Source organism: Chitinophaga sp. MM2321 (assembly GCF_964033635.1).
In the GTDB taxonomy this organism is placed as follows: domain Bacteria; phylum Bacteroidota; class Bacteroidia; order Chitinophagales; family Chitinophagaceae; genus Chitinophaga.
Genome location: NZ_OZ035533.1, coordinates 3775501 through 3797814 on the forward strand (window position 1 = coordinate 3775501; position 22314 = coordinate 3797814).

The window sequence follows — 22314 nt, forward strand, 5'->3', positions numbered from 1 at the left end:
GTTTTTTTTTATTTTTTGATAAGTGATTTAAATTTTTTGAATACTGTCTTTTTACCAGAACCGTTCTGACTATATCCATAGCCATAACCATAACCATAGCTACCATATCCTGAAGATCTGGTGGCTTTCACATCATTTATTACCAGGTTTATTTTGGGCATCTTCCGTGTTAAATATAAGTCTTTTGATATCCCTAATTGTTGTTTAAATGTGTAGCCCTGCCTTACCAGATAGAGCGTAGCATCTGCAAAACGACCTAATAACTGGGCATCTGTCACCAATCCCACAGGAGCAGTATCAATAATGATGTAATCGAAGTGTTGACGCAATTCCGAGAACAACAACTCCGTTGATTCCAGTAGCAACAGTTCAGCGGGATTTGGGGGAATAGGTCCGGATGAAATTATTTTACAATTCTCATGAATATTTGACGACTGAATAATATCACCGATAGTAGCTTTTCCAATAGCATAACTGCTAAAGCCTGTATGGTTCCTCAAGCCCAATGCTTCCGAGATCTTAGGCTTGCGCAAGTCCATTTCCATCAATACCACTTTTTTTCCTGAATAGGCCAATACAGCTGCCAGATTAACGGCTACAAATGACTTGCCTTCACCACTCATGCTGGAAGTCAGTAATACAACTTTCTCGTTCTTTCCCGACAAAATGAATTGCAGGTTAGTCCGCATAGCACGGAACTGCTCTGCCACCTGTGTACCTCCTTCCCTTTGTACCGCTACTGCATGTTTATCCGTATTGTGTCCGATTTCTGCCAGTACCGGTACCGGTGTAACACCAGAAATATCCTCTCTCCGCTGGATACGGGTATTAAGTAACTCACGCAGATACAACCCCAGGGCGGGTATACCTATCCCAGCCATCAGGGCTAACAAGTATACCAGCACCCTTTTGGGTTTAAAGGGTAAGGCATCACTCTTTGCCGGATCAATGATCCGGGCAATAGCTAGGTTGGAGGTTTTTGATATCGCTGATTCTTCCCTCTTTTTTAACAGAAATACATACAAATCCTGTTTAATGGCTTGCTGCCGGGAAAAATCCAGAAAAACGCGCTCCGTTGCAGGCACTTTCCTGATCTTTTGAGAAAGTGCACTGGTATTCCGTTGCAACTCTTCAATACTTACCTCTACCCCCTTTTTGAATGACAGCACATTGTTAAGCAGATCTGACCTGAGACCTGCCAACTGATGATCCATATTCACCACCACCGGGTTGGTTGTTGTACTTGCCAGTAGCTGGCGTTCCCTTTCCAGTTGCAGGGTATTATATTTCTCCACGAGGCCCACAAAAGTAGGGTCCTGTACAATCATAGAAGAAGGTACCACCCGTCTGTTGTTCTTGTCATCGCGGATATATTCTTCCATAGCAGTAATCACATTCAACTTTACCTGTTGCTCTGTTAACTGCTTAAAATTATCTCCTGTACCGGATACCAATAATTTTGATTGCTCAGTCAGGTCGGCTAATTGATTATCCTGTTTGAATTGCTGAATATTTTTCTCTACGCCCAGCAATTCTGTACTCACGATTTCCAGGCGTTTGTCGATAAAAGCGATCGTACTGTCGGCAATCCTGTTTTTATCTTCCACACTGGCATGCATATAAGCATCTATGAGTTCATTCAAGACTTTTTCCCCTTTCTGAGGACTGGTAGAAGAAAGTGCGAGGTCAATGGTACTTACCTGCTTATTCGGAATGGAAACGTTTAACTGTTGCTGAAAATCGGCCACCGCGTTATCAATAGACAATACATTCACCTGATATTCCTGTGGTTCTATCTTCAACAACGGGTTTCTTTTTACCACCATTATACCTTCCGGCAAACGTAAAGTATCTCCCCAGGGAGCGTTAATACTCAATTCATCCCGGCTCAATGAAAAACTATCTGTGCCGATGGGCATTATCGCGTAGCTGACCTTATTCAGTGAATCTTTCAGGGATACCCAATGAATAGTAAAAGGAAGCCTGTTGAACAGTTCTGTTTTCTTTACCCTTCCTTCTGTGAAGTAGCGCACATTCAATTCCTGTGCGGTGACAACCTTTTCCATTAAAGAGCGGGACTTAACGATCTCCATTTCATTGTCAACATTACTCTTATTTGTAAACAGCTCCAGTTGCTGAAAGACTTCCTCTCCTGGAATATTGCCTCCTTTTTGCTGATCCTGTACAAGTATTTTTGCATTGATCAGATAATTTGGGGTCGCATAACGAAGGTAAGCCCAGGCCAAGGCGATGGTCAGGAAAATACAAAGCACAAACCAATACCAGTTGGAGAATACTTTGTCAAAGATATTACGTAAATCCAATACACTTTCCTTCTGCTCTTCATGGCCGGAATGACCATTCAGAGAAGATTGCCCGTTTGTATAAATATTCTCTTGCCGCATGCAAAGTTGTTAAATAATTAGAATTTAATTCTCGTCAGTAAAACTATCAGCACTGATAAGGCAGAAGAAACAATCGTAATATTTCTTAGCCGTGCTCCGTCTGTTGATGCAATTTTTGATTTGTTTGGTTCTACATAAACTACATCACCCTGCTGCAAATAGTAATAGGGTGATGTAAACAAATTACTGTTATTGAGATTGAATCTGACAAACTCCTTTTTGCCGGCTTTCTCGCGGATAAGTAATACATTTTCTCTTTTACCGTAAATAGTTAAATCCCCTGCCATACCTAAAGCATCCAATACAGTTACTTTTTCATTTGGCATGACGTAGGTTGATGGACGCGCCACTTCACCCAGTACTGTTATCTTAAAATTCGCCATCCTGACATTCACAACCGGGTCTTTATAATATTCAGCAGCTTTCAGTCTTATAGCTTCTCTCACCTCACTGGTCGATTTATCTTTTACCAGCATTTTACCAATAAGTGGCAATACCACATATCCATCCTTATCAACCAGATAACCACTGACACCGCTGTTATTTGCACTTGTACTGTTTCCTGGGGTACCGGTAACAGGCCAGCTCGCTGTATTCTGTTGATTTAATAACAATGTTGCAGCAGGATCAAGTGTTTGAATACTTACCTGCAAAATATCATCTACCTGAACAACGGGTGTTTTGTATAATGCCTGTTCTACTTCTTTACTTTCAAGCGTATCCGGAATATCTTTAAAATAAGTAATATTCTTTGGTGATGCACATGAAAAAAGGCATACGCAAATAACACCTGCAATCATCCAGTTAGACCAACTGCATTTTTCCAAACAACTAAGAAAGACACGGTATTCCCCGGTTATAAACTTCATCTTGACATCTCTTTTTTACAATGAAAACCCAGCTAAGCAAATCATATGCTATAGCGACGAAAGCTTCATTAAACAATTAATTACATTTTTATTTTATCCCTATCCAATTCTTCATAAGCTGAGTTTTTGCTTATAAATTCGGGCACCAGCTTCTTCATTAAGGCAACTGTGGGTGTTAAATAATGCTGCTGTGCTGATTCAATCAGATTGCTTATTTTTTCATTTACATCAGCGAAACTATATGCGCGAACTTTTGCGATCAGAATTTTTTCGTGATACGTAGGCAGTGTATTTTCTGCATTGTTTAGCAGCTCTTCATACAACTTTTCTCCCGGACGTAATCCTGAGTAAACAATCTGTATATCTTTTCCGGGTTCTTTACCAGACATTCTGATCATTTTCCTGGCCAGGTCTACTACCTTCATCGGCTTGCCCATATCAAACACAAATATTTCCCCCCTGTCCCATGGCACCCGCTTCCAGCACCAGCTGGCAGGCTTCAGGGATAGTCATAAAATACCGTGTAATTTCAGGATGCGTAACCGTTAATGGTCCACCCTTTTCGAGCTGCTTTTTAAACCGTGGCAACACAGATCCGTTGGAGCCTAGTACATTGCCAAAGCGCGTTGTAATAAATCTCGTTGGAGGTTCTCCAAATACAGGCCCTGTTTTCTTATACTGTTCATTAATGTGATTGCTGAATGATTGTGTAAATATTTCGGCGATACGCTTGGAAGCGCCCATTACATTTGTTGGGTTCACTGCTTTATCTGTAGATACCATTACAAATTTCTCCACACTAAATTCAGCCGACAGTTCAGACATTATTTTGGTGCCCAGTACGTTGTTCATAACAGCAATGGAAGGGTTTTTCTCCATCATAGGCACATGCTTGTATGCCGCCGCGTGGTATACAATAGCAGGTGCATATACTTCAAAGAGTTGCTGCATGCGTGTTTTATCGCAAACATCCCCTATATATGGTATGATAGGTATACTGGTGCCCTTCTCTGTCATTTCCAGCTCCAGCTCATGCAACGGTGATTCTGCCTTATCACATAATACAATAACAGAGGGCTCATATTTTATCAACTGCCGCACAATTTCGCTACCGATAGACCCCGCAGCCCCCGTTACCAGAATGCTTTTACCATGCAACTCCAGGCTCAGCTGTTTGTTCTTGATGCTGATCACTGATCTTTCCAGCAGGTCTTCAATATTAATATCTTTCAACTGAATACCATTATTGGCAGCGCCATCGATCCACTGATTTACAGAGATGATCTTCTGTACTTTAACGTTGAGGGCAATACATGCCTCCACCAGCTCATTGAGATGCGACCCTTCTATATGATCGTCAGGAATGAGCAACAGGGAGACATCACTTTGCTTTACCATTTTAAACAACTGTCCTTTTCTGGAAGCATATACCTTCAGTCCATCTATAGACTTGCCCACATGCGCAGTGGTATCCGTCAGAAACGCCACAATATGAATATCTGAGCCGGGGTTATCGGCGATCGCCTTACTCAACATCAGGCTGCTATGACCCGTATGATAGATAGCAGCGCGTGTTTTATTGACAGCGCGGAAATTATTAAAATGTTTAAAGATCCACTTTACCAGTAGCCGGTAAGATAATAGGAGGAAGGAACTTATAAAAAAGTTTGTGAGGACAACAGAGGCCGGAAAGAGGATCAACATTGTATCCATTAAATGAGTGTAGCCAATGGATAAAAAAATACAGCAGCTCACAACATTCAGCAAAGCAATGTTGGCAATATCAGACAAGCTGGTATGCCGCACGATACCTCTGTAAGTACGTAATAACAATGATAAGACCAGGGTTACTCCCAGTACGATCAACGATATTATTCCTAATGGATAATGTTCAACTGCATCCAAATCAAAATTCAGCCGGAGCAGGAAGGCCAGATTGATGGCGATAACGGAGCACCCAAGGTCCAATAGCAGTATAAGCCATGACGGGGTAATCCATGATGATCTATGCACCATAGGTTCAATAATAAGATACGGTTAAAAATATATTCGCTCTTCCAATCAGTTAAAGTTGCGTCTTATTCAGTTTTCATAGTTGCGCTCACTTAAGATTGTCCGGAAATGGTTTGCATTACTTACGGTTTTCAAAGTTATGCAAAGTAAATACTAAAATTTGATAAGTCCTGTTATGAAAAAGTAAACTGTGAAAAAAATTTACGATCAGTACCTACTAAATATAATATTCTTCCCAAATGACAACTATTCACAAATATGAAAAAAGAATATCATCAGTATAACAGCTCAACAGACAACTATGTCCTTATACGGGCTCCTAACAAAGATGAATACACGAAAAGGCGGTCTCAACAACAGCCAGACGTACAAGATTTAATGAAAGAAAGATTTGCTGTATAATCAAATTGGCGTGTTAGTGACAGCACCCCCTGTTGCAAATGCATTTTCCTGAATGGCATTAATAATGCGCTCCTACGTTGATACATGGTCTTTCGGTTTTTTCGATTTTTCGGGTAACTTTTTGTTCGCATATATGGTTAAACATGCTACTAAAATTTCAATATTCAATCTGATTTCAGAAGAAAACAAACATTATACCAACTTCACTAAAACGTTCATACTCAGCTGCAAAGTTAGCGAAGTATTTACAAAATAAAAGTATTTTTAAATTTTTACTAAGAGAAAGATCGAATAAGTATATGATTTGAATATGGGCTATCACAGTGATTCTTATCCTTCATCCGGGAATTTCAGTGCAGCGGGGAACTGCCTTTAAAAGAAAAATTCCCGGATGAAAAAAAATTGAAATGATATTTACCTGATAACAAACACGACCAGGCTTTTTGCACCATGTGCTCCCAGTACAAGTGATTGTTCGATATCTGCTGTTTTGGATGGGCCCGCAATGAAAACGCCAAAGCCCGTTTCAGGTGCGCCTATTTTTTCATAGGCGTCATGCATGGTTGCCAGAATGCTTTGCTGTGGCAATACAATGGCCAGGTGCTGGCAAATAAACGGCAGTACTCGCACTTTAATGTTCTGCTCGGTAAGCCATATCGCACCATTCTCCGCCACCCCCCATTGCCCGGGAACGATAGCCATATCCACATCTTCCAGCAGATGTGGATCTTCGTTTACCCATGGCTGTTGTGCATCATCAATGGTCACTATCCTTTTCAGATCCGGATAATGCTGTGCCAGCAATGGCTGAATTTCACTGCTATCATTAATCTCAAACAAACTACCACCCAAACTCTCCAACACCTTACGATATGCTTCCAATGTGGCCGGCATATTTCCGGACAAACCATCCAACGATGGCAGCGCAGCTGCTTCCGGCTGGTGTTCTTTTACTGCGGCTAATATTTTATCCCTGCTGCTCATCTTGCTAAAAAAATTTTATTGAATAGCTGATCGTCTTATTACTTTTTCTTTTTATTTTTTGCATACCATTCTGAAAATGATGCAGCCGGTGGCGCCGGCATATCCCGCTGTTTGTACCAGGGATTGAAACGGTTGTTGACCATCCCCGGAAAAGCACGCATCACCCAACGACCCATTTTTCCCGCTTTTTTGTAATTACCCGGAGCAGATAAAACGGCACTCATCACTTTCATGCTGGCTGTTTTTGCAGTGGTTGTATGTCCTTCCTTCACAAGTACCTGCCGCCATTTATACAACTGCTGATGAATATCTATTTTCACCGGGCATACATTGGAACAGGAGCCGCATAAGGTAGACGCAAAGGGCAGATCGGCATAATCCTTCATGTCCAGGTTAGGCGCCAGGATAGCACCGATAGGGCCCGCTACGGCGGTATGATAACTATGTCCACCGCTACGGCGGTATACCGGGCAGGTATTCATACATGCTCCACAGCGGATACATTTTAATGAATTGCGGAAATCTTCGCGGCCCAGTTGCCGGGTACGGCCATTATCCACCAGCACGATATGTAGCTCCTTGCCTGCTGCAGGCTGCCTGAAATGGCTGGAATAAGCGGTGATGGGCTGTCCTGTTGCACTACGTGCCAGCAGGCGCAGAAACACGCCCAGGTGCTTTCTTTGCGGAATGATCTTCTCAATACCCATGCAGGCGATATGCACGTTGGCCAGATGTGCGCCCATGTCAGCATTACCCTCATTGGTACACACAACCATCTCACCGGTTTCGGCAATGGCAAAGTTCACCCCGGTAATGGCTGCGCTGGCCTGCATAAATTCCTGTCGAAGATGTAGCCGCGCCGCGGCAGCCAGGAGTTGTGGGTCTGCATTCCCCTTGGGTGTACCCAGGTGTTCATGAAACAACTCCCCTATCTCTTCTTTCTTTTTATGAATACAGGGCAACACAATATGGCTAGGTGGCTCTTTGGCCAGCTGCACAATACGTTCGCCCAGATCTGTATCTATTACTTCTATGCCGTTGGCAATAAGGTGAGGATTGAGATGACATTCTTCTGTAAGCATGGACTTACTCTTCACCAACCGCTGCACCCCATGTTTTTTCAGGATGTCTGTTACGATGCGGTTATGTTCTTCCGCATCTGCAGCCCAATGTACTATAGCGCCGTTTTGCAAGGCCTGTTGCTCAAACTGTAGCAGGTAATCGTGGAGATTCCCCAAAACGTTGAGCTTGATTTGAGAGGCAGCGTTGCGCAACTGCTCCCATTCCGGTATGCCCCAGGCCTGGCGGTCTCGTTTGGCCCGTACCCACCAAAGGGTTTCATCATGCCAGTTTACCCGTGGCTCATCTTCATTAAACCTGTCTGCCAGTGTTGCGTGATCACTTGTTTGCCTGTTCATGGATGGTTTGATTGAGAATTTCTGCAATATGCATCACTTTTACGGGCTGCTGCTGCCGCCGCAGAATCCCTTCCAGGTGCATGAGACAACTTACATCGGTACCCGTGATCACCGTTACGCCATGCTTAACGTGATCGGCTATACGATCCTTCCCCATCTTCACAGACACTGCTTCTTCCGCCACACAGAAGGTACCGCCAAAACCGCAGCATTCGTCTTTCCGGTCCAGCTCCACCAGTTCCACACCTTCCACCATTTTGAGCAGGTGCTCCGGTTTGGAAAAAGGAGCGGCCACCAGTTCACTCATCTGCGCCAGCCCCAGTCCGCGCTGCCCATGGCAGCTCTGGTGCAATCCCACTTTACAGGGAAAACTGGCTGCCAGTGATTCCACTTTCAGCACATCCGTCATAAATTCAGTTAATTCGTATATACGTGCACGTATATCAGCCGCAGCAGCTTCCGCTGCCGGGTCGTGGAGATGCTCCTTAATATGCAGTACACAACTTCCGGAAGGCGCCACGATATAATCATACGTGGCAAAATTGCGGATAAATAAACTGTTGCAATCATGTGTGAGGTGCTCATAACCTGAATTGGCCATCGGCTGACCGCAACAGGTTTGTCCCTGCGGGTATTCTACCTCACAACCCAGTTTCTGTAACAATTCCAGTGTAGCAACGCCTACCTGTGGATAGAACTGGTCAATATAACATGGTATAAATAATCCTACTTTCACGGGTGTAGTGATTTAAATGATCTTTCTAACGTACAAATTTAGCGGGTGGCCCGGTAGTAATCCTCCCTCTTTTTTACCGGTTACTGGCTTATTCTTCGCTGCACAAAATAATAAAGCCGGGTTGGAATACTACCCCGGCCTGTGCTGCTTCAATAATATACCACGTACTAAGACAGTCCTATGGCATGATAAGCGACTAAAATATATTTTTATTTCGGGAGATCAAAAAGTGTTGCCAACAGTTCATACGAACGTAAACGGTCCGCATGATCATTGGTAATAGTGGCAATTACCAGTTCATCTACGCCATAATCTGCCGCCAGCTTCTCCAGCTGGATCTTTACCTGCGGAGGCGTACCGGCCACCATACGGGCGCGGTTAGCGTTTACACGTAGCTGTTCATCCGGCAGGTATTCTATATCTTTTATTTCTTCATAAGAAGGATATTCATCAAACTTCCCTTTCTCGAGGCTCAGCAACCGGTAATCCATGATCGCCTGTAATTCTGCTGCCTTCTCTTCTGTGTCGGCACAAAAAACAAAGATGCCCACACTCGCTTCCGGTTCCGACAAGTGTACTGATGGCCTGAATTGCGCCCTGTAATTATTAACCGCTTTCGGGCCTCCAACGGGATAAATAAAATGTGCAAACGAAAGCGCCATACCGAAATGCGCCGCCAGCAGGCCACTTTCACCGCTGGACGTCAGCATCCACAAATCCGGTTGAGAGGGAATAGATGGAATGGCCGTCACTCTTTCCTGCAGCGTTCCTGGTGTATGCCTATCCGTTAGCCATGCCTGCAAATCTACCAGCTGCTGCACAAAATCCTGCGGATTAAAGTTGTTCGACGGATTCAGGATACTCGCTGTAAGCCGGTCGCCACCCGGCGCACGGCCTATCCCCAGGTCAATACGACCGGGAAACAAAGCCTCCAGTAAACGAAAGTTCTCCGCCACTTTCAGTGTGCTGTGATTAGGCAGCATAACGCCACCGGAACCAACGCGGATACGCTTTGTTTCGCCCGCCAGCCGGGCAATGAGGATTTCCGGTGAAGCACCGGCCAGACTTTTTGTATTATGATGTTCTGATAACCAATAGCGTGTATATCCCAGCTTATCTGCCAGTTGCGCCAATTCCACGCTCTCCTTCAATGCGGCTATCGCATTGCTGCCATTTCTGATGGGCGACTGATCCAGTACACTTAGTTTCACTTTCCGCTGTTTTAGTATTAATCATTCATTATTTTCTCTTCCTGCTGCTTCTTCAGATACCACTGTACTACCCGGATCTCTGCAAAGCTCACACCCGCTCCTGCCCTCTCTTTGATGGCACCTGCCGCTGTACCGCCCAACTCACGGATATATGACATGATCAGTTTTACCGTTGATTCGGATACAAAACGATGAATATCCATTTCACCTGCTTCCACACACTGCGCCAGGTGACTTTCAATAGTACTCACTGCCAGCTGTCTTTCTACCGCTATATCTGAAATGGACTTCCCGCCCAGGTATAACTCCAGCGTACCACGACGGCTGCTGCCCTTTTCTACTTTGCCTTTGGGCTTGGCTGCTGCCGTTGACTTTTCTGCGGGACCATCACTATCTCTGAGCAATGTATAGTCTTTCAGTCCCTTTGTAAAAACAAGCTCTCCATAGGACACTTCCCACACCTGCCGTAGCTTATGCCAGAAATCTGCTTCCAGCGCCATCAGTTGCAGGAGATATTTTTTAGACTTCGCCTTTTTCACTGCGGCAATATGTGCCTGCAATGGCTTCACCAGGTCTTCATAAATACTTTGTGTAAAATAACCTACGGCCTTGGTTACACGCAGTTCCAGTTGCTCCGTTTCGCCGGTTTGTACAACCGTGTCCAGCAGCTGATGCAACTGCATCACAAAGCGGTTGGCCACTTCCTGCTGTTGTTCCGTTTTGGCAGACATCACCCGGCTCAATTGCAGTGCTTCGTCGATGTCGGGCACTTTTTTATCCTGGATCCATACGGCATGACTCCGCACAGTGGCTTGCATGCGGTACCAGTCGAACAACTGGAGTAAAGAGTGGGCCTGAAATTTTTTACGTTCCATTTCCAGCAATACCACCAGCTCATTCGCTTCATTTTCTTTCTCTGCAAATGCAATCACCTGGCTATCTGTTTTGATGCTGCCATAGCCGATACGTGAATGCAGTACCAGTCCTTCGAGTGAGGTACAGCGGCTCAGCGCCACGTATACCTGTCCAGGTGCAAAGGCGTACCCCGCATCAATGATCGCTCTCTCAAAAGTGAGCCCCTGGCTTTTGTGGATGGTAATGGCCCATGCCAGCCGGATAGGGAACTGCGTAAAGCTGCCTATTTCTTCTTCCTCTATACTATTCTCTTCCTGGTTATAGGAATATTTGATATTACGCCAGGTTTCCTTTTCCAGCTTCAACTCTTCATGTGAACCGGAAAGTACCAGTGTAATCTCTGTATCGTTAATATCTTTTACAGTAGCTATTTTCCCATTGTAATAGCGACGGGGTTGCGCCAGATCATTCTTCAGGAACATCACCTGTGCACCCACCTTCAGTTGCAGTACCAGTTCTGTTGGTAATGCCTTATCACTGAAATCGCCTTCAATTTTCCCTTCAAAACGACATAATTTCCCGGGCATGGCCGATAGCCGCCTGGCATTGATGTCATCAGCTTTCCGGTTGTGGGTGGAGAGTACGATGTATTCTCCATCTTCCCCCTTAAAATCAGGCTGGTAAAGGTTATTCAGTAATTGCAGGTCTTCCTCCAACACTTCACTGTTACGTACCCTGTTGAGCACATCGATGAATGTCTGTTCGTTCTGCCGGTATATTTTTTTCAGTTCAATATACAAGGGAGGTGCCTGCTCAATTACTTTGGCAGAAAAAAAGAAAGAGCTGTTGTAATACTCGTGCAATAGCTGCCATTCAGCATCCGGCACTACGGGTGGAAGCTGGTATAAATCGCCGATGAATAACAACTGTACGCCGCCAAATGGCTGTAGTGGCTTATTACGGAAATGGCGAAGAATTGTATCAATCGCATCAAGCATATCACAGCGTACCATACTCACCTCATCAATGATGAGCAGTTCCATTTCCTGCAGCAACACTTTTTTATCGTTCGTAAAACGGATGTTACGGAATAAAGAGTGCTTATCTGTAGAGCTGATTTCATCCATATTGAAGCCTCTTTTCGTGCCGGGAATAAAAGGTCCGAATGGCAACTGAAAAAAGGAGTGCATAGTTACACCACCCGCATTGATGGCGGCTACGCCGGTAGGTGCTACCACTACCGTATTCTTCTTCGTATGTTCTTTGATGTATTTAAGGAACGTAGTTTTTCCTGTACCAGCTTTGCCGGTAAGAAAGATATGACGGTGTGTCTGATTAATGAAATCTGCCGCCAGGTGAAAGATGATATTTGTACTATCTGGTTGGGGCATTTTATCTAAAATTGAAAGGGCGAAGATAGGGAGATTTAAATAAAAAAACTGCCCCGGCTAAGCCAGGGCAGTTCAATAACAAAACTATTATTCAATAAGTTATGCCAGTCTTACGTTAACAGCATTCGGGCCTTTTCTGCCTTCTTCCACGTCAAAAACTACGCGGTCATTTTCGCCGATGCTTTCTTTGATACCAGATACGTGAACAAATATTTCTTGTCCAGAACCTTCGATTTTAATGAATCCAAAACCTTTAGCTTCATTAAAAAATTTTACTACACCTGTTTGCATTTATTTAATATTTAATTGTGAACGTGTTCTCGCCATTTTCTCCGCAGGCGGCTACCTGAGCAACTAAAAGAAAGCATGTAAGTAAAAAGCTGAATGTAAATGGTGATTACCAACAGAATTGCAATACAATATTCTTAAGAAGCGCAACGAAGATATGAGTTTTATTGGATACAAACCAAACTTTTTTAGCTTTTATAATCATGTTATTTACTTCAGCGAATCGGAGTCGCTAATTATGGTCGCTGGCAATTGAAACACAGAAAATTATATATTTTCGCATTAGATATGAAACATCCTGACGCATGGCGTATTAAAGCCATATTAACCGGTTCCGCCGGTAATCTCGTGGAATGGTACGACTGGTACATCTATGCTACGTTTTCGCTCTACTTTGCGCCGGTATTTTTTCCCCAGGGAAGCTACACGGCGCAACTGCTGAATACAGCCGCCATTTTTGCCGTAGGCTTTTTGATGCGGCCTATCGGCGGGTGGATGTTTGGCCGGATTGCCGACCGTAGCGGGCGTAAAACATCCATGACATTATCTGTATTGTTGATGTCCATGGGTTCCATGCTGATAGCCTTCACCCCTTCCTACCATACAATTGGTGTGGCCGCACCCATACTACTGTTGCTCGCCAGGCTCTTACAGGGACTAAGCGTAGGCGGCGAATACGGCACCTCCGCCACCTACCTGAGTGAAGTGGCCACCGCCGACCGGCGTGGCTTTTATTCCAGTTTTCAATATGTTACCCTTATAGGCGGCCAACTAACGGCATTGGGCGTACAAATGCTGCTGCAACAGGTATTCCTCACACCGGCACAACTACATGAATGGGGTTGGCGTATTCCCTTTATTATCGGGGCTTTGCTGGCATTTGTAGCCTTGTACCTGCGTACGCATATGCAGGAATCCACTTCTTTTGAAAAATCAAAAAAGACAAGGGAGAAAGGTTCTTTAAAAATCCTGTTCCGGCAACATCCCCGGGCGGTGATCACGGTTGTAGGGCTTACCCTGGGCGGCACCATCGCCTTTTACACCTACACCACCTATATGCAGAAATTCCTGGTAAACACGGTACACCTGAGCATAGAAAGAGCCACCATCATCACTTTTTTCCTGATGCTGATCTATGCACTATTACAACCATTGTTTGGCTGGATCTCTGATAAATATGGCCGTAAACCTCTATTGATTGGGTTTGGCGTACTGGGCACCTTATTTACCGTGCCTATACTCACCGGTATCAGCGGCACTTCCTCCGAGTGGACGGCCTTCTGGCTCATCTTAATAGCCCTGGTGATTGTGAGCGGATACACTTCCATCAACGCAGTGGTAAAAGCGGAAATGTTTCCGGCAGAAGTGCGGGCACTGGGCGTTGGGTTCCCCTATGCCCTGACGGTAGCCATCTTCGGCGGCACCGCTGAACCAATTGCACTTTATTTTAAGAAGATAGGCCACGAGCCCTGGTATTACTGGTATGTTACGGGATGTATCTTCATTTCCCTCATCGTATACATCACAGCAAAAGATACCAAATACACGTCCTACCTGGATAAAGACCTGACCGTACCATCTTCATAACCGATAATAAGCCGCGTGGCGTAGTGGAGAAACAAGCCGTTATCCACTACGCCGGGGATACTGTTCAACTGCGCATGCAACGCAACAGGGGCCGCGATCTCCCCATAATGACAATCCAGGATATAATTACCGTTGTCTGTTATAAAAACATCGTTCTCTTTTTTTCTCAATACCGGCGCTGCTCCCAGTGCCATCAGCTTTCTGAAGGTTAGTTCCCACCCAAAAGGTACGATCTCCACCGGCAAAGGAAATTTCCCCAGCCGCTTCACCAGCTTGGAAGCATCCATCACCACCAACATTTCCGTAGCTGCTGCTGCAATTATTTTCTCCCGCAGCAAGGCGCCACCGCCCCCCTTGATTAGTTGCAACTGTTCATCCGCTTCATCAGCGCCGTCAATATCCAGGTCTATCTTCTCCACCTGGTCAAAAGAAATGATGGGAATCTGTTGCTCCATTGCCAGCTGCGTTGATTGTGCAGAAGTAGCAACAGCGCGCAACTGCATACCACCTCTAACCAGTTCGCCTATACGCAAAATGGTATAATACGCCGTACTACCGGTACCCAGACCAATGGTCATACCGGATTTTATATACTCCGCTGCCTTTTCACCGGCAGCTTTTTTAGCAGGATCCTGTTTCATAAAACAAATATAAGCATGGTTCTTCTTTCCTGTAACCCGATTTGGAAATGTTCACCAACTCCCCTAATTTCTACAAATAATAAACACCACAATTTTGAAAGTACGTATGCTTTTCACCCTCGCCGGCACATGGCTGCTGCAAGGCTTGCAGGCACAGGATTCAACAGCTATCAAAGCAATTAATGCCAACAGCCTTGCAGCGCATATCAGTATACTGGCATCGGATGCCTTTGAAGGACGCAAACCATTTACCAGTGGAGAAGACAGTGCTATTAAATATATCGCCACACAGTTTAAAAAAATGGGGCTGAAACCCGGTAATGGTGACAGCTATTTCCAGGAGGTGCCCATGGTAGCAATAAGTTCCAGGCCCACCGGTAAACTGGTGATCCGGGGCGCCAACGGCGAAGTAGCCTTGCAGTATCTCGACGATTACGTGGCGGGTACCCGCCGGGCACAGCCACAGGTAAGCGTTCCCTCTACCGGATTGGTATTTGCCGGCTACGGCATTGTGGCGCCTGAATATGGACGCAACGATTACGCCGGCCTTGATGTAAAAGGAAAAACAGTGATCGTCCTGATCAATGATCCCGGTTTTGCCGACAGCACCCTCTTCAAAGGCCGCGTCATGACCTACTACGGCCGCTGGACGTATAAATTTGAAGAGGCATCCCGTCAGGGTGCGACCGGTGTGATCATCATCCATGAAACAGCGGCGGCCAGCTATCCCTGGAAAGTGGTGCGCAGCGGATGGTCCAATTCAAAACTGCAATTACAGACAGCCGATAATAATAAATCGCGCACTGCCTTCGAAGGCTGGATAACGCAGGAAGCCGCCAGGAAAATATTTGCGCTGGCAGGCGTATCACCTGATGTGATGCAACAGGCCAGGAATAAGGATTTCAGGCCAATAGACCTGCATCTGCAAACATCTGTCGTTATCAATAATACCATCAAAAAATCTACCTCTCATAATGTGCTGGCGATATTACCTGGTGCCGGTCGTCCGCAGGAATGTGTGGTATATTCGGCGCATTGGGATCATTTTGGTATAGGCGAGCCCGTTAAGGGTGATTCCATATATAATGGTGCGGTAGATAATGCTACCGGCACGGCAGGTCTGCTGGAACTGGCGGCGGCTTTTACCAGTCTGCCGCAAAAGCCGCTGCGGTCTATTCTGTTCTTATCCGTTACCGGTGAAGAACAAGGCCTGCTGGGCTCTGAATATTATGTGAATCACCCCGTATTTTCAGCAGCGAAAACAGTGGCGGATATAAACCTGGATGTACTGAATACTTTTGGCCGTACCAGGGATGTTACGGTTATCGGCTACGGACAATCAGCACTGGATGAATATGCGCAGCGCGCTGCTGCCAGGCAGGGGCGGATCACCGTACCGGAGGCTAACCCCGAAGGTGGCTGGTTTTTCCGTTCAGACCATTTCAACTTTGCCAAGAAGGGGATTCCCGGCCTGTATATTGGCCCCGGTACAGATGCTATTGGTCATGAACCGGGATGGGGTAAAGAACAGATTGCAGCGTACAACCGTTTACGTTATCACTCCCCGGCGGATGAATTTGATCCGGCCACCTGGATAATGGATGGCATGGTAGAAGATATCCGCCTGTTGTTTGATGCAGGCTATACCCTCAGCAATGAAAGCACCTTCCCCCAATGGAAGAACGGATCGGAGTTTAAGGCTTACAGGAAATAATTTATAAATAAGATAAGCAGATGGTTTTATTCGGATTAATATTAATGGGGTTGATTCTCTTCCTGTATTTCAAGAACATCTTTAACCGGAGGAAGTTAAAAAAAGTGTCCGTTCCTGAAGACTACAGGAACCTGTTGCAAACACATGTAAGATACTATCAGCAATTAACGGAGACGGATAAACTCCGCTTTGAAGATAAGGTGCAACGCTTCCTGAAAAGAACACATATTGAAGGCATCGGCACGGCTGTAGAACCGCTTGACCGCGTGTTGGTAGCCGCCAGTGCCATTATTCCCATCTTTGGATTTAAAGACTGGGAATACTTCAATCTTACCAACGTAATCCTGTACCCCGACACCTTTGATGAGTCTTACCAGTTTGAAGGTAACCGGCGTAATATACTGGGGATGGTAGGCAGCGGACCATTAAACGGACAGATGATCCTGTCGCGCTCCGCGCTGCGGGATGGCTTCTCTAACATCACCGACAAAAGTAATACAGCGATCCATGAATTTGTGCATCTGCTGGATAAAACCGATGGTGCGATAGATGGCCTGCCGACCAAGCTGCTGGAACATAGCTACAGCATTCCCTGGATGAAACTCGTACACCAGACCATTCATGATATGTCTGAAGGACGTACAGACATTAATCCTTACGGCGCCATTAATGAAGGAGAATTCTTTGCGGTAATTTCGGAGTACTTCTTTGAGCGCCCGGATTTACTGGCAGAACAACATCCGGACCTGTATGCAATGCTGACGAGGATATTTCAGCAAGACCCATTAAAAATTTAGGGATTTTTTGATTTACGAATTTAGGGATTTGAAATGCAGCGAAGATTACAATATCTGTCTTCGCTGCATTTCAAATCCCTAAATTCGTAAATCAAAAAATCCCTAAATTTTATAATTCTTTTATCCTGATATTCTTGAAGCGCACAATAGCACCATGTCCGAGGAAGCCGATATGGCCGGTGTCTCTTTTCAGACCTGGGTGTTTTTTATGATCAAGCGTACCGTTTTTACGGGCTTCCGCAATGTCTCCATCGAGGATCACGGTGCCGTTCAGGATTACTTTGATATGTGTACCATTCACGATAGCTTCTTCATAGTTCCACTCTCCTACTGGTTTCAGGTAACCGCGTTTGGCAGGAATTACGCCATAAACAGAACCATGGTACTGGTATACGTGGAGATCCTTGTAGATATCCGCTTCGTTGTCCAGTATCTGTAGTTCCATGCCTTCGTAAGCCGCATCTCCTTCGAGCGGAGCACGTATACCCAAACCGTTGTTAGCGCCTGGAGTAAGCAGGAATTCAAAACGGAAAGAGAAGTTACCGTATTCCTTTTTCGTAAAGAGGTTACCCTTTCCGCCATTATTAGGATAGATCACCATGTCACCGTTTTCAATCACATAATTCTGGGTATTGCCTGTCCACTCGTGCATGTTGGTACCATCAAACAGGATTTTGAACCCTTCTTTCTTTTCAGCATCGCTTAAAGTGAAAGGGACAGGACGGGGTATTTCCTTGATGTACAAATCACGATAGGCGATGTAAGTACCATGCGCCTGCAGTTCGATCTGCTCTTCAGGGAAGATAGGAAGGCCACGATCCCAGAAGTTCTCGAGGATAGTATTGTCTGTTACCAATACACCGTTGAGGTATACGGTAACGCGATCACCTTTCATGATAATGCGGAAGTGGTTCCATTCGCCGATAGCATTGTCCGCCAGTTTGAGGGGTTTGCTTTCGTTCTGCTGGTTGTTGTATAACCCACCGGAGCCTACCTGTGCACCAACATCAGTGCGGGAAGTATCCCAGATCTGTACCTGTGGGGTACCACGGAGGTAAATACCGGCATCTCCCTGAGCTGTGATCTTCCAATCTACCAGCATTTCAAAATCACCATATTTTTTTTCTGTGCAGAGGTTATTTCCTTTGCCGTTGAATACCAGCAAACCGTCTTTTACGGACCAACCTTTGTGCATTTCATCATCCGCTTTCTGCTGTGCTTTCGCCAGTGTTTTCGCGTCCATTTTGTTGCGGGCTACCGGATTTTCCACGAGACCTTTCCAGCCGTTCAGGTTCTGACCATTGAACATCGGTACATAACCATCACCGGCAGGCATTTCAGCGAGGTACTTACGGATAGACTGACGCTGATAATCAGCATCACCACCTCTCAATACCTGGCTGGTTTTATCCAGCAGCTGACGAACTTTAGCGCCGTTGTAGGTAGTATCGGCGAGGGCAATATTCAACACCGCGTGGGCAGCTTCCTGCTGTACGGCAGCATTGTCAATATAGTTACCGGCAAAGAAGAGGGCCGGTAATGTTTTGCAGTTTCCCACCCCTTTCAGGATGCTTTTCTGCAATGGATTGGTGGTAGCCAGTTCCATCGCATTACGGAACATCAGCAATTGCTGATCTGCAGGATAGCCTGATCTTTTTGCAAGGGCTATATAACCTGTGAGTGCTTCCTCACGGTATGCACCGTTGGCAGCATCCCGGGCAATCTTTAATAAGGCAGGTGCAGCACCGGCATCTTTCCATCCGGAGAGAGCAGTTAATGCTGCTTTCTTCGTTTGTGCATCGCCGTTAGCAAAAGCCGCTTCCACCGGTTTCAGTGCAGATGGATCGCCGATACCAGCCAATACTACGAGGTAACGGGATTGTTTATCGCCGGATACCTGTTTCATATGAGTGGAAACATCATTGCTGGTAGCGCCTGCGTTGATCAGCGCAGCCTGGATATTCTGAATATCATCGGCAGTGGTAGCGTTGTTCAGCAGGGCAAACAAAGCAGACAGGTTGTCTTTGCCGGATACATCTTTTAATGCATCTATAGCAGCTGTACGTACTGCTGCATCTGTACTGCCGGCTAAAGCCAGTACATCGCTTACGCTGCTATCAGCCTTTCGGGCAGACAAAACACCCAGCAGTGCAGCTTGTGCAGCAGCAGGCATACCTGTCAGGGCAGCGCCGGATTGTTGCGCAACTTCCTTACCCGGCATAATAAGCAGGGCTTGTTTTACCGCGGAGATATCAGTAGCACTACCACTTTTCATGATCGCCAATAATGTCGGTAAAGTAGCAACACCGCCGCTTTTAGCAGTAGCTGCAATAGCAGCCGCTCTTACCGGTTCGCTTTTGCTTTTCAGCAATGCCTGTATCGCAGGCAGCGCAGCCGCTACCTTGTTGTCTCCCAACATACCGATGATGGCCGCTTTCGTACCATCGTTGGATTTTTTCAGGAGGCTCAACCAGGTGGACGCACTGTTTGCGGCACCAGGACCGGCAAACTTCAGCGCAGCATCGCGATACTCATCGTTCTTGCTGGCTACAGCCTGGCTTACCGCAGACATACTTTTTGCGGGATCGATGTCTGACAATAGTTTAAGACCGGCAGTGCGGGTGTGTACCTGTGCGTCTGTTTTGCATTCTTTTACCAGTGCTTCTGCTATTTTCCATGCAGCAGCTTTGTTGCCATTGGCAGCCAGCTGACCGGCATAGTAGAGATAAGCGGAAGTGGCATCTGTTACATCATAAATATAACCTGCTTTGGCAGCAGCATTTTTCATGACAGTAATACTAGCCGGATCGGCAATATGTGCGAGGGCATACAGGGATACCTTAGCGAGCTTTTTATCTTCATTGGTAGCTAGTGGTGTGATAGCTGATACCGCGTTGCGGCTGGCAGCATCCCCCAGTGCTTCCACCAGTGTAATGCGGTTATTACCGGAAGCAGCTGCCAACGCCTGTAACAAAGCCTCTTGTGCAGCAGGTGTGTTGATCTTTACCAGGGCGCGTGCAGCGGGGTCGCAGAAGCGGTCGGCTGCCAGCAAAGGCTGCAGCGTACTTACGGCATCATTGGTACCTACTGTTTGCAGCTGGGTGATCAGAAACACTTTATTTTCCGGGTCAGCAGTTTTGGGGATTACCTTGCAAAGCGCATTTACTGCCTGTTTGCGGAGAGCTTCCTTACCTGGTTGGGTAACATAAAATGCATAGCCTGCCAGTGCGTACTGGAGCTGTGTGTTATCGCCTTTTCCAGGTGCTGCCAGCATACCGGCAATAGCCGCTACACCGTCTTCTCCCAGGGAAGCAATGGCATTCATATGGGTATTAAACTGTGCTTTGTCCGGTGATGGCAACAATGCCAGCACATCGGCAACTTTTGTATTAAAAGCACGCTGATCTGATGGCCCCTGTGCGGACGCCAGGCTACTCCAGCCAACCAGCAATGCAATGAGTAAGTGTAATATCTTTTTCATAATTCAGTTACTTGAGTGTTCTGATTACAGCTGGATTAAATTGTCCACGGACCTCTCATCGGCTGAAAGATCAGGCTGTTGGCACCTGCATCATCGATGAATTCCTGTTTTACCGGGTCAAATTTCAGAGAGCGGTTCAGGCGCAAAGCGACCTTACCCAGGTTGACGAGGGTGCAGGAACGGTGACCATTTTCTTCGTTGAGTGCAAATTTTCTGCGGTTCTTAACGGCATCCACAAAATCGGTTTGTTGTGGTGCGGGGTCAGGGAAGGAAGCCAGTTTCTTTTCCAGATCCGGAATGTCGGAACGGAAACCGGGGTATAGTTTACCGTTAGGTCCTTCTATATAAGCAGCTTTCTCATCAGTACCTTCACCATCCAGGATGATCTGGCAGCCATCGGCGTAGGTGTAGGTGATCCTTCTCCAGGTGCCTACGGCATCAGGATGTTGCTGTGGTGCATCCACTTCAACGCTTACGGGGCTGGTATTATCTTTACCCAGGAAGTACTGAACAGGGTCCATGTAATGCTGACCCATATCGCCTAATCCACCACCATCATAATCCCAGTAGCCACGGAAGGTCTGGTGTACGCGATGCGGGTTGTAAGGGCGGTATGGTGCGGGTCCCAGCCACATATCATAGTCCAGTTCTTTAGGTACGGGCATGGTTTCCATGTTGGTTTTGCCTACCCAGTAAAATTTCCAGTCGAACCCGGTATGTTTGCTGATGGTTACTTTCAGCGGCCATCCTAGGAGTCCGCTTTCTACCAGTTTTTTGATGGGTTTCACGGTAGTGCCCATTCCATAGAAGTTATCTTCAAAACGGAACCAGGTATTGAGGCGGAAAATACGTCCATGCTGCTGCACCGCTTCCACGAGGCGTTTGCCTTCTCCGATGGTGGCGGTCATTGGTTTCTCGCACCATACATCTTTACCGGCACGCGCTGCATCGGCAGCAATAATACCGTGCCAGTGCGGTGGAGTAGCTATGTGTACAATATCAACTTCCGGTAAGGTGATCACCTCGCGGTAGTCGGAGAATGTTTTCACACCATTATCTTTCAACTGGTCCATGGCCAGTGTCAGATGACTGCGGTCTACATCGCAGATAGCTACCACACGGGTGCCTGCATAGCCGAAGTGACCACGTCCCATGCCCCCTGTTCCAATCACCGCTTTGGTGAGCTGATCGCTTGGGGCCAGGTAACCGCGTCCCAGTACATGCCGGGGTACAATAGTGAAAGCAGCTAGCGCACCCAGGGAATTTCTGAGAAACGCCCGCCTCGAATCGCTGTTTTGTTTTGCCATATTAATATTTGATTGAATTCGTATATAGATCCACGTTAGTTCACTGCGTAATAATGTAATAAGATAAATGTAATGAGATATGCAAATTAGATTCGGGTAGATGATACGGCAAGATAAAAAGCGGATGGTTGATATGCAAGTAGAGGGTAAAAAAATAGTGATAAACGGCAAAATATTTTGAGATTTGGGTATTTTGAGATTTAGATATTTAAAAT

General features: G+C 46.0%; 16 protein-coding genes. 3 read left to right on the forward strand and 13 right to left on the reverse strand.

Annotated elements, in window-relative coordinates:
* Positions 1 to 8 precede the first annotated feature (8 nt).
* The 10 genes from ABQ275_RS14625 to ABQ275_RS14670 form a co-directional block, all read right to left on the reverse strand.
* On the reverse strand, positions 9 to 2405 hold the full coding sequence (locus ABQ275_RS14625; protein ID WP_349313884.1) for a polysaccharide biosynthesis tyrosine autokinase: 2397 nt from the start codon (positions 2403 to 2405) through the stop codon (positions 9 to 11).
* Positions 2406 to 2422: 17 nt separating this feature from the next.
* Positions 2423 to 3274 (reverse strand): polysaccharide biosynthesis/export family protein, encoded by an 852-nt coding sequence (locus ABQ275_RS14630; protein ID WP_349313885.1) that lies wholly within the window; start codon positions 3272 to 3274, stop codon positions 2423 to 2425.
* An 80-nt stretch (positions 3275 to 3354) separates the two neighbouring features.
* On the reverse strand, positions 3355 to 3711 hold the full coding sequence (locus ABQ275_RS14635; protein WP_349313886.1) for a polysaccharide biosynthesis protein: 357 nt from the start codon (positions 3709 to 3711) through the stop codon (positions 3355 to 3357).
* Position 3712: 1 nt separating this feature from the next.
* Positions 3713 to 5290, reverse strand: a complete 1578-nt coding sequence (locus tag ABQ275_RS14640) for an SDR family NAD(P)-dependent oxidoreductase (protein ID WP_349313887.1) — start codon at positions 5288 to 5290, stop codon at positions 3713 to 3715.
* An 813-nt stretch (positions 5291 to 6103) separates the two neighbouring features.
* Complete coding sequence (locus ABQ275_RS14645; protein ID WP_349313888.1) at positions 6104 to 6673, reverse strand: LUD domain-containing protein; 570 nt, start codon at positions 6671 to 6673, stop codon at positions 6104 to 6106.
* Positions 6674 to 6711: 38 nt separating this feature from the next.
* Entirely contained in the window at positions 6712 to 8091 is a 1380-nt protein-coding gene (locus tag ABQ275_RS14650) for a lactate utilization protein B (RefSeq protein WP_349313889.1), read from the reverse strand.
* Entirely contained in the window at positions 8072 to 8827 is a 756-nt protein-coding gene (locus ABQ275_RS14655; protein ID WP_349313890.1) for a (Fe-S)-binding protein, read from the reverse strand. The genes ABQ275_RS14650 and ABQ275_RS14655 overlap by 20 nt, the downstream gene beginning before the upstream one ends.
* A gap of 209 nt (positions 8828 to 9036) precedes the next feature.
* A complete protein-coding gene (locus tag ABQ275_RS14660; RefSeq protein WP_349313891.1) occupies positions 9037 to 10038 on the reverse strand; it encodes an LLM class flavin-dependent oxidoreductase in 1002 nt (333 codons plus the stop codon).
* A 17-nt stretch (positions 10039 to 10055) separates the two neighbouring features.
* Positions 10056 to 12284: a helix-turn-helix domain-containing protein gene (locus tag ABQ275_RS14665; protein ID WP_349313892.1), complete on the reverse strand. Its 2229-nt coding sequence runs from the start codon at positions 12282 to 12284 to the stop codon at positions 10056 to 10058.
* Positions 12285 to 12383: 99 nt separating this feature from the next.
* On the reverse strand, positions 12384 to 12575 hold the full coding sequence (locus tag ABQ275_RS14670; RefSeq protein WP_079472790.1) for a cold-shock protein: 192 nt from the start codon (positions 12573 to 12575) through the stop codon (positions 12384 to 12386).
* Positions 12576 to 12860: 285 nt separating this feature from the next.
* Here ABQ275_RS14670 and ABQ275_RS14675 point away from each other — a divergent pair, with 285 nt between their 5' ends.
* Positions 12861 to 14159, forward strand: coding sequence for an MFS transporter (locus tag ABQ275_RS14675; RefSeq protein ID WP_349313893.1), 1299 nt, complete (start codon positions 12861 to 12863; stop codon positions 14157 to 14159).
* Here the strand turns inward: ABQ275_RS14675 and rpiA are convergent.
* Positions 14123 to 14800, reverse strand: coding sequence for a ribose-5-phosphate isomerase RpiA (gene rpiA, locus ABQ275_RS14680; protein WP_349313894.1), 678 nt, complete (start codon positions 14798 to 14800; stop codon positions 14123 to 14125). The genes ABQ275_RS14675 and rpiA overlap by 37 nt on opposite strands.
* Before the next feature lie 94 nt (positions 14801 to 14894).
* On the opposite strand from rpiA, the gene ABQ275_RS14685 reads away from it, so the two are divergent.
* Together ABQ275_RS14685 and ABQ275_RS14690 are read left to right on the forward strand one after the other, a co-directional pair.
* A complete protein-coding gene (locus ABQ275_RS14685; RefSeq protein ID WP_349313895.1) occupies positions 14895 to 16514 on the forward strand; it encodes a M28 family metallopeptidase in 1620 nt (539 codons plus the stop codon).
* Between the two features lie 20 nt (positions 16515 to 16534).
* Positions 16535 to 17311 carry a M90 family metallopeptidase gene (locus ABQ275_RS14690; protein ID WP_349313896.1) on the forward strand — a complete coding sequence of 259 codons (777 nt, stop codon included), beginning with the start codon at positions 16535 to 16537 and terminating at the stop codon, positions 17309 to 17311.
* Between the two features lie 109 nt (positions 17312 to 17420).
* Here the strand turns inward: ABQ275_RS14690 and ABQ275_RS14695 are convergent, their stop codons facing one another.
* Both ABQ275_RS14695 and ABQ275_RS14700 read right to left on the reverse strand, forming a co-directional pair.
* The gene (locus ABQ275_RS14695) at positions 17421 to 20792 is read right to left on the reverse strand and encodes a family 16 glycoside hydrolase (RefSeq protein WP_349313897.1); all 3372 of its coding nucleotides are present in this window, start codon (positions 20790 to 20792) and stop codon (positions 17421 to 17423) included.
* Positions 20793 to 20827: 35 nt separating this feature from the next.
* The gene (locus ABQ275_RS14700) at positions 20828 to 22099 is read right to left on the reverse strand and encodes a Gfo/Idh/MocA family oxidoreductase (RefSeq protein ID WP_349313898.1); all 1272 of its coding nucleotides are present in this window, start codon (positions 22097 to 22099) and stop codon (positions 20828 to 20830) included.
* Positions 22100 to 22314 lie beyond the last annotated feature (215 nt).